The following is a 13,818-nucleotide window of genomic DNA, read 5'->3' on the forward strand; positions in this document are numbered from 1 at the left end:
GGCATGGGGCGGGTCTCCTCGAACGCCAGCAAGTCGGGGAACGCTAGGAAGTCGGGTCCCCGGCAGCGAAAGTCAAGGCGGGTTTTTCCACTGCCGCCAACCAGCCGCAGCGAGACGAGGACGGTCGAGCCTAACGCGACAGCGCAATCGCGGCATGGCTCATGGTAACGCTGGCCGGCTCGATCGCCTGCATCGCTTGGCAATCGCCGATCTCGGCCATGATGCGCTGAGCCGCGGACTGAGCCTGCTCGAGGCTTTGCCAGCGCACGATGTCGACCCAGCTTCCGTCGTCGCGCTCGCCGAGATGGCGGCTGAGAAAACCGGGCTGGTGCGCCAGCCAGTCGGTGACGACGCCATTTTGGGCAACAAAATCAGCCGCAGCATCCGGCTTGAGGCGGAAGGTCACGATCTCCAGCGTCTCGGTCATGCAATCCTCCATGCGATTTTCCAAGTTTATCCCATTGCGCGGCAGGAATCCGCCAGGGGACTTCAAAAATCGGGCCAAGGCCGCTTCTCCCGTGCCCTCGCTTGCGAAGCCTTGCTGTTTTAGCTAAGGAGGCCGCGCATTTCCGCGGCTCGGCTGGTCCGGGCGCAGTTTCCGTTTTCCGGCCCCAAGCCGGCTTCAGTCAAAGGCATCTCGCTTCCATGGCGCGCATCGTGATGAAATTCGGCGGAACTTCGGTCGCCGACATCGCCCGCATCCGCAATGTGGCGCGCCATGTCAAACGCGAGGTCGATGCCGGCCATGAGGTCGCCGTGGTGGTTTCGGCCATGGCCGGCAAGACCAACGAGCTGGTCGGCTGGACGCGCGAGGCCTCGCCCATGCACGACGCGCGCGAATATGACGCCGTTGTCGCCTCCGGTGAGCAGGTCACGGCCGGCCTGTTGGCGATAACCCTGCAGAACATGGGTGTCCATGCCCGTTCCTGGCAGGGCTGGCAGATCCCGATCAAGACCGACAACGCCCATGGCGCGGCGCGCATCCTCGACATCGACGGCGCGTTCCTGATCAAGCGCTTCGGCGAGAGCCAGGTGGCGGTCATCGCCGGTTTCCAGGGCATCGGCCCGGACAACCGCATCTCGACCCTCGGCCGCGGCGGCTCCGACACCAGCGCCGTGGCGATCGCGGCCGCGGTCAAGGCCGACCGTTGCGACATCTACACCGATGTCGACGGCGTCTACACGACTGATCCGCGCATCGAGCCGAAAGCCCGGCGGTTGGCCAAGATTTCGTTCGAGGAAATGCTTGAAATGGCCTCGCTCGGCGCCAAGGTGCTCCAGGTGCGGTCGGTCGAGCTTGCCATGGTGCACAGGGTGCGTACCTTTGTGCGGTCGTCCTTCGACGATCCCGACGCGCCCGGAATGGGGGATTTGCTCAATCCGCCCGGAACGCTCATTTGCGACGAGGAAGAGATCGTGGAACAGCAGGTCGTCACCGGAATTGCCTATGCCAAGGACGAAGCGCAGATCTCGCTGCGCCGCGTCGGCGACCGCCCAGGCGTCGCCGCCGGCATCTTCGGCCCGCTGGCCGAGGCCAACATCAATGTCGATATGATCGTCCAGAACATCTCCGAGGACGGCAAATTCACCGACATGACCTTCACGGTACCGTCGGGCGACATCGACAAGGCGCTGGCCGTGCTCAAGCGGCTGAAGGCCGATGTCGGCTACGACGTCGTGCAGTCGGAAGCCGGCATGTCGAAGGTCTCGGTCATCGGTATCGGCATGCGAAGCCATGCCGGTGTCGCGGCCACCGCCTTCAAGGCGCTGGCCGACAAAGCGATCAATATCCGGGCGATCACCACCTCCGAGATCAAAATCTCGATACTGATCGACGGTCCCTATACGGAACTTGCAGTTCGTACTTTGCATTCCGTCTACGGGCTCGATAAGCAATAGCAAGAACTGAGTCCGCTATTGCGTGAGCGCCGGCCGCGGCAGAAGCTGCGGCGGGCAATGTGCCCATTGGAGAAGAAGCCGCGATGCGTGACATGGCCGGTGGCCCGCGCGTTTTGCTGAGACGGCTCCGCGAGCTCATGCAGGAGCCGCTGGAGCCGCAGGAGCGGCTCGACCGCATCGTGCGCGACATCGCCTCCAACATGGTCGCCGAGGTGTGCTCGCTCTATGTGCTGCGCGCCGATTCGGTGCTGGAGCTCTACGCCACCGAAGGTCTGAACCCCACCGCCGTCCATTTGGCGCAGTTGAGGCTCGGGCAAGGCCTTGTCGGCACCATCGCCGCCAGCGCGCGGCCGCTCAATCTCTCCAACGCGCAGGAGCATCCGGCCTTCGCCTACCTGCCGGAGACGGGCGAAGAGATCTACAATTCCTTCCTCGGCGTGCCGGTGCTGCGGGCAGGGCGCACACTGGGCGTCCTGGTGGTGCAGAACAAGACCATGCGCCACTATCGCGACGACGAGGTCGAGGCGCTGGAGACGACGGCGATGGTGATCGCCGAGATGGTCGCCACCGGCGATCTTGCCCGTCTCACCCGGCCGGGGCTCGAACTTGACCTGCGCCGTCCGGCAAGCTTCACCGGTCTTGCCTTCAACGAAGGCGTCGGGCTTGGCCATGTCGTGCTGCACGAGCCGCGCATCGTCGTCACCAACCTGTTCAACGAGGACAGCGAGGAGGAGGTGCGTCGCCTCGACCGTTCGCTCGGCTCGCTAAGGCTGTCGATCGACGACATGCTCGAGCGCCGCGACGTCGCTTTCGAGGGTGAGCATCGAGAGGTGCTCGAGGCGTATCGCATGTTCGCCAACGACCGCGGCTGGGTGCGCCGGCTGGAAGAGGCGATCCGCAACGGCCTGACTGCGGAAGCGGCCGTCGAGAAGGTGCAGAGCGACATGCGCGCACGCATGCTGCACATGACGGACCCCTATCTGCGCGAGCGCATGAGCGATTTCGACGATCTCGCCAACCGGCTCTTGCGCCAGCTGATGGGGCGCGGTCCGGAGGATGTCGCGGCCTCTCTTCCAAAGGACGCCATCATCGTCGCCCGCTCGATGGGTGCGGCCGAATTGCTCGACTATCCCAGGGACAAGCTGCGCGGCCTGGTGCTGGAGGACGGCGCGGCCACCAGCCATGTCGTCATCGTCGCGCGCGCCATGGGCATTCCGGTCGCAGGCCAGGTCAAGGGCGCCGTCTCCATGGCGGAAAACGGCGATGCCATCATCGTCGACGGCGAGGAAGGCACCATCCACCTGCGGCCGCAGTCCGACCTCGAGGCCGCCTATGCCGAAAAGGTCCGCTTCCGAGCTCGGCGGCAGGAAATCTATCGCGAACTGCGCAAGAAGCCGTCGCTGACCAAGGACGGCGTCCCCGTCGATCTCCTGATGAATGCCGGCCTTGCCGTCGACCTGCCGCAGCTTTCAGAATCGGGAGCGGCCGGCATCGGCCTGTTCCGCACCGAATTGCAGTTCATGGTGGCCTCGACCTTTCCGCGCGCCGAGGCGCAGGAGCGGCTCTATCGCGATGTGCTCGAGGCGGCGCGCGGCAAGCCGGTCACCTTCCGTACCATCGACATCGGCGGCGACAAGGTGCTGCCCTATTTCAAGGGCGCGGTGCAAGAGGAAAACCCGGCACTCGGCTGGCGGGCGATCCGGCTCACCCTCGACCGCCCCGGCCTCCTCAGGACACAGATCCGCGCGCTGCTCAAGGCTTGTGGCGGGCGTGAGCTGAAGCTGATGCTGCCAATGGTGACGGAACTGTCGGAAATCGCGCAGGCGCGCGAGATCATCGACCGCGAAGTCCGGCACCTGTCGCGTTTTGCGCATCATTTGCCGACGAGCCTCAAGCTCGGCGCGATGCTGGAGGTGCCGTCGCTGCTGTTCCAGCTCGACGAATTGATGAAGGCGGTCGACTTCGTCTCGGTCGGTTCCAACGACCTCTTCCAGTTCGTCATGGCAGTGGACCGCGGCAACACGCAGCTTGCCGACCGTTTCGACACGCTGTCGGCGCCGTTCCTGCGCGTGCTGAAGCAGATCGCCGACGCCGGCGCGCGCAACCATACGCCGGTGACGCTGTGCGGCGAGTTGGCGGGCAAGCCAATCTCGGCGATGGCGCTGATCGGCGTCGGCTTCCGCTCGATCTCGATGTCGCCGGCCTCGATCGGTCCGGTCAAGGCGATGCTGACTGAACTGCCGCTGCAGGAGCTGGAAGCCTTCTTCAACGACAATCTGATGGCCCCCGTCCAAGGGACGCCGATGCGGGCGCTGCTGCAAGCCTTTGCCGACGACCGCTCAATTCCGCTCTAGATTCACGTGAGGGCGGTCTGAATGTCGATTTTCTGCGCTTCCGGTGCTCTTGTACCTAAATGTACATTCCGCTCCGGTTCTCGAAATTCGCCAGTTTCGACTCGTCCTGACGTGAAGTCCACCGAAGTCCCAAGCCCATGATCAACCTGCCCCGCGACCGCATGGACCAAGTCGTCAAGCGTTTCGACATGCTCGAAGCGCAGATGTCGGCAGGGCCGTCGGCCGATGCCTATGTCAAAATGGCTTCCGAATATGCCGATATCCAGGAGATGGTGGGCAAGATCCGGGCGCTGCGCGCCGCCGAGCAGGAACAGGCCGACCTCGAGGCGATGCTCGCCGACAAGAACATCGACGCCGAGATGCGGGCGCTGGCCGAGGCCGACCTGCCGGAGGTTAAGGAGCGCATCGAGGTGCTGCAGAAGGATATCCAGATTCTGCTCCTCCCCAAGGATGCCGCCGACGACAGGAACGCCATCCTCGAAATCCGCGCCGGCACCGGCGGCGACGAGGCGGCCCTGTTCGCCGGCGATCTGTTTCGCATGTATGAGCGCTACGCCGCCTCGCGCGGCTGGCGTTTCGAGGTCGTTTCGGCGAGCGAAGGCGAAGTCGGCGGCTACAAGGAAATCATCGCCTCGGTGTCGGGCAAGGGCGTGTTCGCGCAGCTGAAATTCGAATCCGGCGTGCATCGCGTCCAGCGCGTGCCGGAAACCGAGGCCGGCGGCCGCATCCATACCTCGGCGGCGACGGTCGCCGTACTGCCCGAGGCCGAGGAGGTCGATATCGATATCCGGGCAGAGGACATCCGCATCGACACGATGCGCGCGTCCGGCTCCGGCGGGCAGCACGTCAACACCACCGATTCGGCGGTGCGCATCACGCATCTGCCGACGGGCATCATGGTGGTGCAGGCGGAAAAGTCGCAGCACCAGAACCGGGCGCGGGCCATGCAGATTTTACGCGCGCGGCTCTATGACCTGGAGCGCAGCCGCGCGGACGAGGAGCGCTCGTCGTCGCGAAAATCGCAGGTCGGCTCGGGCGATCGCTCGGAGCGCATCCGCACCTACAATTTCCCGCAGGGACGCGTCACCGACCACCGCATCAACCTCACCCTTTACAAGCTCGACCGGGTGATGATGGGCGAGCTCGACGAGGTGATCGACGCGCTGATCGCCGACCATCAGTCGAAGCTGCTCGCCGACATGGGTATTGATGGCTGATCCTTTGCCCTCGGCACTTCGACCGCTGCTGCGCGCGGCGAGGGAGCGGCTCGCTGCCGCCGGCATTGCCGATCCGGCGCTCGATTCCAGGCTGATCGTCGAGCATTTTTCCGAAACCACGCGCACCCAGGCTATCGCGGAGCCGGGCCGAACGGTGGATTCTGCGGCTCTTGCGGCAATCGAGGCGGCCCTGAGGCGTCGCGTCGCAGGTGAGCCGGTGCATCGCATTCTCGGCTATCGCGAGTTCTATGGGCTGCGGCTGTCGCTGTCGCCGGACACGCTGGAGCCGCGCCCCGATACCGAGACGCTGGTCGACGCGATCCTGCCCTTCGCCAAGTCGACGGCCGAAAGGCTTGGCCAGTGCCGTCTTCTCGATCTCGGCACCGGAACCGGTGCAATCGCGCTGGCGCTGCTCAGCGCGATTCCGGCCGCGACCGCGACCGGCGTTGATATTTCGCCCGGCGCGCTGGCGACCGCCACGCGAAACGCCGCGGATCTGGGGCTCGGCGGGCGCTTCAAGGCCTTGCATTCCAACTGGTTCGAAAAAGTTTCGGGCCGATACCATTTAATTGCCGCGAATCCACCCTATATACCCAGTCGAGACATTGGAAATCTGCAGGACGAGGTCCGCGATTTCGATCCACGCCAGGCCCTTGATGGCGGTGTGGACGGGCTGATCCCCTATAGGATCATCGCCGGAGAGGCGGAAGGATTTCTGGAAGCGCAAGGCAAGGTAGCGGTCGAGATCGGCCATACGCAGCAAAGCGAGGTGACCGCGATCTTCGCGGCAGCCGGCTACAGGCTGCCGGAGGCGCGACGCGATCTCGGCGGAAACGACAGGGTTCTGGTGTTTGAGCGTTGAAACCCCTGATGCAGTGCGAAAAAACGCTTGGCAATATTAGGGAATGCAGCTAGGTTCCGGCTTAACCGGATGAGACGAAGCAGGCAGTGCTCTTAGCGATTCGGTTTTCCTTGGAAATAGCTGCCTCCTTGCGCAAACGACGCCCATGCTTCGTGCGGGAATCGTCCGGCAAGTGATGTAACCGGAACAGGATGGCACGTGGCGCCAACGCAATCGATGCGGGCGAACGCCGGTGAAAAAACGAAACGGTCGGCTGCATGAGCGCCACCGTTCGCGACGAGTTTTAGAAAATTCACATGAAGAGAGTCGAATGAGGCCACAACAGCAGAACAGGCGCATGCGCGGTCGCAACAACAATGGCGGCGGTGGCAACAACAACCGCAGGGGCCCAATCCCCTGACGCGCAACTATGAGAGCAACGGTCCGGACGTGAAGATCCGCGGATCGGCTCAGCAGATCGCCGAAAAATATGCCGCACTCGCCCGTGACGCGCAAAGCTCCGGCGACCGGGTGATGGCGGAGAACTATCTCCAGCACGCCGAGCACTACAATCGCATCATCGCGGCCGCGCAGGCGCAGATGCCCATCCAGAACGCCCAGCAGAACCGCGACGACTTCGATGACGACGTCGATGAGGATCGCGACGAGTTCGACACGGTCGGCAACGCAAATGCCGGCGAGTCGCAGGCCGCCGCGAACGGTTCCGGGCCGCAGCCGGTGATCGAAGGCACGCCGGCGGAACTCGCCTACAACCAGGAAAACGGCCGCGACAACAACCGGCGCGACAATAATGGTCGTGACAGACACCGCGACCGCCGCAATGGCGGCTATGGCCAGTACGGTCAGAATGGTCAGCGCGGCGACAATGGTCAGCGAGAGCGCAGCGAACATGGCGGCCAGCAGATCGATCAGAGCCGCCGCAGTGAGGCGCAGGCCAAGCCGGAGGGCTCCGCCGAAGACGGCGTTGCGGCCGAGCAGGCTCCGCTGTTCGACAGCTTCTCGCCTGCGGGCCTTGCCGCCCAGGCCGAGCGCAACGAAGCCGGCACGGACAATGGCGGTGGGCGTCGGCAGAGACGTCCACGTCGCGGTCGCGGCAATGCCGAGCAGGGCCATAGCGCCGAGCAGGGCAATGCCGATGAAAGCAATGCCGGCCGGGCGGACAGCGCCGCCGATGGCGGCAACGTCGCGGACAGCGGCAGCGCGACTGCCGCGACTGCCGCCAAAGAGGCAAATGCAGCGCCGAGCGAGAACGGCGCCGGTGAGCCGGCAGGCGGCGCCGGCGAGCCGGCAGTCGCCGACGCAGATAGCTGACCGCAGGTCTATTTCCAGGCAATTCGAACGGCGGAGAGGTTTCTCCGCCGTTTTTCGTTGTGCGTGCCTAAAGCACGTCGCCTGAATCCGTTTCAGCGCGACGCGCTTTCGTTTCCTTGCATGGCGGTAATTTGTGCGCTAATACTGAACCATATGGTTCAGTATATCAAGACCCGCCTCGATGCTTCATTCGCCGCGCTCTCGGATGCGACCCGACGCGGCGTGCTGGGGCAGCTCGGCCGTGCGGACGCTTCGATCACGGAACTGGCCGAGAAGTTCCACATGACCCTCACGGGCATGAAGAAGCACGTCGGTGTCTTGGAGCAAGCGGGGCTCGTCAGCACGGAAAAGATCGGGCGTGTGCGGACCTGCAAGCTCGGCCTGCGCGGGCTGGAGCAAGAGGCGGCATGGATCGAGAGGTACCGCCAGCTCTGGGACGCACGCTTCGACGGGTTGGACAAGGTGGTCGAGGAACTGAAACGAAAGGAGAAGGTCGATGGACGCAAGCAAAGGGAGTGAGCCACATCGATGCAGAACCGCACGACTGTGGAACGGACGTCGGACCGCGAGCTCGTCGTCACGCGAACCTTCAACGCTCCGGCGCGCATCGTGTTCGAGGCGTGGACCAAGCCTGAGCTGTTCAAGCAGTGGTGGGCGCCGAAGTCGATGGGAATGGTGCTGCGTTCCTGCGAGATGGATGTCCGTGTCGGGGGCAGGTACCGTTTGGCGTTCGGCCACGATGGCTCAAACCTTGACGAGTTCTTCGGCAGGTACATCGAAGTGACACCGCAGTCGCGCCTCGTCTGGACCAATGAGGAAGGCGGTGAGGGTGGACCCGTCACGACGGTGACCTTCGAGGAAAAAGGTGGCAAGACGCTGCTGGTCCTGCACGAGCTCTATCCCTCGAAGGAGGCTCTCGACGCTGCCGGCACCGGTGCGGCGGAGGCGATGGGCGAGACGTTCGGGCAACTGGACGAGCTTCTCGTCACCCTGGGCGCGAGCGGTGGACGATCATGAAGCCGTCGATGTCGCGCGTCACGCAGCCGCAGCATTTAAGCCCTTGTTTTAATGCCTAATATTCGCCCAAAACCGCTGCGCGCTTCGGGCGACCAGGCCCTAGAATATTCTGCGCTGACCGAGATCAGGGCGTCTTGAGAGACCTGAGCTAATACACCATATCTCGGCTGAACAGGACTCGGCTCGAATGAGCGGGTCCGTCACCGCAATCTGATCCGGTGCCGCAAAGCGGGCCGGTGATGGAAGGAGACATACATGAATACGGAGAAATATTCCGAGCGCGTGCGCGGTTTCATCCAGTCCGCGCAGACCATGGCGCTCTCGCGCAACCACCAGCAATTCACTCCCGAACATATGCTCAAGGTGCTCGTCGACGATGACGAGGGCCTTGCCGCGTCTCTGATCGAGCGCGCCGGCGGCAGCATTCGCGACGTGAAGCTCGGCGTCGAGGCGGCGTTGGAGGCTATGCCCAAGGTCGAAGGCGGCAACGGCCAGCTCTATCTCGCCCAGCCGCTTGCCAAGGTGTTTTCGACCGCAGAGGAACTGGCCAAGAAGGCCGGCGACAGCTTCGTCACCGTGGAGCGGCTGCTGCAGGCGCTCGCCATGGAGAAGTCGGCGAAGACCGCCGACATCCTGGCCAAGGCCGGTGTCACCGCGCAGGCGCTGAACCAGGTTATCAACGATGTCCGCAAGGGCCGCACCGCCGATTCGGCCAGTGCCGAGCAGGGCTACGACGCGCTGAAGAAATACGCCCGCGACCTGACCGCGGATGCGCGGGCGGGCAAGCTCGACCCGGTCATCGGCCGCGACGACGAGATCCGCCGCACCATCCAGGTGCTGTCGCGCCGCACCAAGAACAATCCCGTGCTGATCGGCGAGCCCGGCGTCGGCAAGACGGCGATCGCCGAAGGCCTGGCGCTGCGCATCGTCAATGGCGACGTGCCGGAATCGCTGAAGGACAAGCGGCTGATGGCGCTCGACATGGGCGCGCTGATTGCCGGCGCCAAGTATCGCGGCGAGTTCGAGGAGCGGCTGAAGGCCGTGCTGTCGGAAGTCACTTCCGCCGCAGGCGGCATCATTCTGTTCATCGACGAGATGCACACACTGGTCGGTGCCGGCAAGGCCGATGGCGCGATGGACGCGTCGAACCTTTTGAAGCCTGCACTGGCGCGCGGCGAGCTGCACTGCGTCGGTGCGACCACGCTCGACGAATACCGCAAGTATGTCGAGAAGGACGCGGCGCTCGCCCGCCGCTTCCAGCCCGTTTTCGTCGACGAGCCGACGGTCGAGGACACTGTCTCGATCCTGCGCGGCCTGAAGGAGAAATACGAGCAGCACCACAAGGTGCGCATCTCCGATTCGGCGCTGGTTTCGGCCGCGACGCTTTCCAACCGCTACATCGCCGACCGTTTCCTGCCGGACAAGGCGATCGACCTGGTGGACGAAGCCGCATCGCGGTTGAGGATGCAGGTCGATTCCAAGCCCGAGGCGCTGGATGAGATCGACCGCCGCATCATGCAGCTCAAGATCGAACGCGAGGCGCTGAAGGTCGAGAAGGATGACGCCTCGAAGGACCGGCTGACCAAGCTGGAGAAGGATCTGGCCGACCTCGAGGAGCAGTCGACCGAGCTGACCGCCAAGTGGCAGGCCGAAAAGCACAAGCTCGGCCTTGCCGCCGACCTGAAGAAGCAGCTCGACGAGATGCGCAACGAGCTGGCGATTGCCCAGCGCAAGGGCGAGTTCCAGCGCGCCGGCGAGCTTGCCTACGGCAAGATCCCGGAGCTGGAGAAGAAGCTCAAGGAAGCCGAAGCCCAGGACGGTAAGGCCGGCATGGTGGAAGAGGTGGTCACGCCTGACCACGTCGCCCATGTCGTGTCACGCTGGACCGGCATTCCGGTCGACAAGATGCTTGAGGGACAGCGCGAGAAGCTGCTGCGTATGGAGGACGAGATCGGCAAGCGCGTCGTCGGCCAGGGCGAGGCGGTGCAGGCGGTCTCCAAGGCCGTGCGGCGCGCCCGTGCGGGTCTGCAGGATCCGAACCGGCCGATCGGCTCGTTCATGTTCCTGGGTCCGACCGGCGTCGGCAAGACGGAGCTCACCAAGGCGCTCGCCGCCTTCCTGTTCGACGACGAGAGCGCCATGGTGCGCATCGACATGTCGGAGTTCATGGAGAAGCACTCGGTCGCCCGGCTGATCGGCGCGCCTCCCGGCTATGTCGGCTATGAGGAGGGCGGCGCGCTCACCGAAGCGGTGCGGCGCCGGCCCTACCAGGTCGTGCTGTTCGACGAGATCGAGAAGGCGCATCCGGACGTGTTCAACGTGCTGCTCCAGGTGCTCGACGACGGCCGGTTGACCGATGGTCAGGGCCGCACGGTCGACTTCCGCAACACGCTGATCATCATGACCTCCAATCTCGGCGCCGAATATCTGGTCAATCTCCGCGATGACCAGGACGTCGATGCCGTGCGCGACGAGGTGATGGGCGTGGTGAGAGCCTCGTTCCGTCCGGAATTCCTCAACCGCGTCGACGAGGTGATCCTGTTCCACCGGCTGCGCCGCCAGGATATGGATCGCATCGTCGAGATTCAGCTCAAGCGGCTGGAGAACCTGCTTGTCGATCGCAAGATCACGCTGTCGCTCGATCACGATGCGATCGAGTGGCTGGCCGGCAAGGGCTACGATCCGGCCTATGGCGCCAGGCCGCTGAAGCGGGTGATGCAGAAGGAACTGCAGGATCCGCTGGCGGAGAAGATCCTGCTCGGCGAAATCCTCGACGGCTCGACCGTCAAGGTCACCGCCGGTTCCGATCGCCTGAACTTCCGTTCGAAGCAGACGGTGGTGGCGGCTGAAGCCGCCGCCTGAGTCGAGCCGGGGCATGTGACCGGAGCCATTCCAGGAAAAGCGCTTGGCGGTTTTCCGTCCGAATTGCGCAAACAAGGATACGAGGAGCGCGTCGCATCCGGCAGGGGCGGCGCGCTCTTGCTTTTCCACAGCGCCTTGCTGCAGAACCGGGCTTGATTGCGGGTCCCGGAGGGCCGATTCCAATGAAGCTCGAGGACTATAACGGCTTCTGCGCCACGCTGCCCGCCACGACCCATGTCGTGCAGTGGGGCGGGGCTCACGTCTGGAAGGTCGGCGGCAAGGTGTTCGCGATCGGCGGCCATGACCGGGAGGGCGAGGTCTTCGTTACCTTCAAATGCTCCGACATTGCCTTTGACGTGCTGAAGGAACAGCCGGGCTGTCGGCCCGCGCCCTATCTCGCGTCGCGCGGCATGAAATGGATCCAGCGCCAGACAAGCCAAAGCGTGGATGATGCCGCGCTGAAGGACTACCTGCGCGAAAGCCACCGCCTGGTCGTGCCGAAGCTGACGAAACTGGCGCGCAGCGAATTGGGGCTGCACTGACATTCGGTTGGGGACCATGGTGAAACGCCGGAAATCCGCCATCTTCATGCCCGGTTCATATTGGAACCTTAGTTTTGGTAACTGGTTTGCTGGCGAAGGGTTCGCCCAGCAAGACCGAGCCGACCGGAGAGCCTGACCCACATGCTGCGCACGATCTTTTACCTTTCGGCACTTGTGGCCGGGCTGGCGGCTTCCGGCGCGCTCGCAGCGCCGAGTCTGGAAGGCGCGCAGAAGACGGTTCGGCCCGCTCAGCACGGCGCGCTCCTGCTCGCCCAGGACGGCAATATCGACATCTATTACGATGCCAGGGGCAACCGGGTGCTTGTCGATGCCGATACCGGAAAGGTTATTGCCATCCAGCCGCCGCAGACCAGGCTCGATCGCCGGGCGCTGCGCCGTCAGCTGCGGATGCAGGAACTCGGGCGTGCGCCCGTCGAGGACGACGACCGCTATTATCTCGACGATCCCGACGACATGGCCCGCTTCCGCCGCAGGCAGCTGGACGAGAACGGCCGGTATATCCCGCCGCCGGTCGACGACTACGATTCCAACAGCGGCAATTCCGTCGAGGCCTATCCGCCAGCGCCGAACGACGAAGGGTATGCCACAACCTATCCGGAGGCGCCAAGGTCCGACACCATCAAGCGCGAGCCGCTGAACGAAGCATCGATCGAACCGCACCCTGGGCAGGGGGACGTGCTGCAAGTCAATCCGGAGACCCAGGCCTCGCTGCCGCCGGACACGGGCGGCAAGGCCACCGTCGATCCGTCGCTTTCGCTCGGCGTGCGCCAGGACGTGGCCGAACTCCAGGTGCTGCTCGACCGCGCCGGCGCCTCGCCGGGAGTCATCGACGGCCGCTTCGGCTCGAATGTCGACAAGGCCCTGGCCGCCTACAACCAGATCACCGGCAGCAATCTGAAATCGACCGACTCGGCCGCCATCAAGGCGGCGCTCGCCCAGTCGGGGGGCGACGCCTTCGCCTCCTACACGATCACGCCCGAGGACGTGGCCGGACCCTATGTCGCCTCGATCCCGGAAGATTACAGCCAGAAGGCCAAGCTCGACCGCATGGGTTATACCTCGGTCACCGAGGCGCTCGCCGAGCGCTTCCATATGGACGAAGGCTATCTGAAGTCGATCAACAAAGGCCTCGACTTCAACCGTCCCGGGACCATCGTCAAGGTCGCCAATTTCGGCCAGTTGGTGTCGACGCCGGTTGCCCGCATCGTCGCCGACAAGGACAAGAAGGAAGTTTTCGCTTATGACGCGGGCGGCAAGCTGGTCGCAGCCTATCCGGCCACCATCGGTTCGGCCGACACGCCGTCGCCCACCGGCATCCACACCGTGTCGCGCATCGCGCTCGATCCCAATTACACCTATAATCCCAGCATCAATTTCAAGCAGGGCCAGAACGACAAGATCCTGACCATCCCGCCGGGGCCGAACGGTCCGGTCGGCTCGGTCTGGATCGCACTGGACAAGCCGACCTACGGCATCCACGGCACGCCCGATCCTTCCAAGATCGGCAAGACCGAAAGCCACGGCTGCGTGCGCCTGACCAACTGGGATGCGCGAGAGCTCGCCAAGCTGGTGTCGCCGGGCGTGACCGTCGAGTTCGTCGGCGGGTCATCAGTCGATGATTTTGCGCAGCAATGAGCCGCGCAGGGCGGTTGCATAGATCCGCTGCATCACCAGGATGAACCCGCGCTGAGCAGCGGGTGATGAGGCATAGGCTGGCTCTCCCCCTTCTGGAA

Annotated in this window: 10 protein-coding genes and 1 pseudogene; 10 read left to right on the forward strand and 1 reads right to left on the reverse strand. The window is 64.2% G+C overall.

Annotated elements, in window-relative coordinates:
• Positions 1 to 130: 130 nt before the first annotated feature.
• Complete coding sequence (locus EOA32_RS22040; protein WP_189407309.1) at positions 131 to 427, reverse strand: antibiotic biosynthesis monooxygenase; 297 nt, start codon at positions 425 to 427, stop codon at positions 131 to 133.
• Between the two features lie 218 nt (positions 428 to 645).
• Here EOA32_RS22040 and EOA32_RS22045 point away from each other — a divergent pair, with 218 nt between their 5' ends.
• The 10 genes and pseudogenes from EOA32_RS22045 to EOA32_RS22090 all read left to right on the forward strand — a co-directional run bounded on the left by EOA32_RS22045 (position 646) and on the right by EOA32_RS22090 (position 13,720).
• Entirely contained in the window at positions 646 to 1,899 is a 1,254-nt protein-coding gene (locus EOA32_RS22045; protein WP_128372890.1) for an aspartate kinase, read from the forward strand.
• Positions 1,900 to 1,982: 83 nt separating this feature from the next.
• Positions 1,983 to 4,253 carry a phosphoenolpyruvate--protein phosphotransferase gene (gene ptsP, locus EOA32_RS22050; protein WP_066990090.1) on the forward strand — a complete coding sequence of 757 codons (2,271 nt, stop codon included), beginning with the start codon at positions 1,983 to 1,985 and terminating at the stop codon, positions 4,251 to 4,253.
• 137 nt (positions 4,254 to 4,390) lie between these two features.
• A complete protein-coding gene (gene prfA / locus EOA32_RS22055; protein ID WP_066990087.1) occupies positions 4,391 to 5,470 on the forward strand; it encodes a peptide chain release factor 1 in 1,080 nt (359 codons plus the stop codon).
• Complete coding sequence (prmC, locus tag EOA32_RS22060; RefSeq protein ID WP_095779381.1) at positions 5,463 to 6,332, forward strand: peptide chain release factor N(5)-glutamine methyltransferase; 870 nt, start codon at positions 5,463 to 5,465, stop codon at positions 6,330 to 6,332. The genes prfA and prmC overlap by 8 nt, the downstream gene beginning before the upstream one ends.
• 310 nt (positions 6,333 to 6,642) lie before the next feature.
• A pseudogene (locus EOA32_RS40010) lies at positions 6,643 to 6,914 on the forward strand (DUF4167 domain-containing protein); the annotation flags it as partial.
• Between the two features lie 882 nt (positions 6,915 to 7,796).
• The gene (locus tag EOA32_RS22070) at positions 7,797 to 8,162 is read left to right on the forward strand and encodes a helix-turn-helix domain-containing protein (RefSeq protein WP_095780249.1); all 366 of its coding nucleotides are present in this window, start codon (positions 7,797 to 7,799) and stop codon (positions 8,160 to 8,162) included.
• Positions 8,163 to 8,171: 9 nt separating this feature from the next.
• Positions 8,172 to 8,660, forward strand: coding sequence for an SRPBCC family protein (locus tag EOA32_RS22075; protein ID WP_067319049.1), 489 nt, complete (start codon positions 8,172 to 8,174; stop codon positions 8,658 to 8,660).
• A 255-nt stretch (positions 8,661 to 8,915) separates the two neighbouring features.
• The gene (gene clpB / locus EOA32_RS22080) at positions 8,916 to 11,522 is read left to right on the forward strand and encodes an ATP-dependent chaperone ClpB (RefSeq protein WP_128372891.1); all 2,607 of its coding nucleotides are present in this window, start codon (positions 8,916 to 8,918) and stop codon (positions 11,520 to 11,522) included.
• Positions 11,523 to 11,704: 182 nt separating this feature from the next.
• Positions 11,705 to 12,064, forward strand: a complete 360-nt coding sequence (locus tag EOA32_RS22085; RefSeq protein WP_128372892.1) for an MmcQ/YjbR family DNA-binding protein — start codon at positions 11,705 to 11,707, stop codon at positions 12,062 to 12,064.
• Positions 12,065 to 12,205: 141 nt separating this feature from the next.
• Positions 12,206 to 13,720, forward strand: a complete 1,515-nt coding sequence (locus tag EOA32_RS22090) for a L,D-transpeptidase family protein (protein ID WP_128372893.1) — start codon at positions 12,206 to 12,208, stop codon at positions 13,718 to 13,720.
• The last annotated feature ends 98 nt before the right edge of the window (positions 13,721 to 13,818 follow it).

The organism is Mesorhizobium sp. M1A.F.Ca.ET.072.01.1.1 (genome assembly GCF_004023325.1).
In the GTDB taxonomy this organism is placed as follows: Bacteria; Pseudomonadota; Alphaproteobacteria; order Rhizobiales; family Rhizobiaceae; genus Mesorhizobium.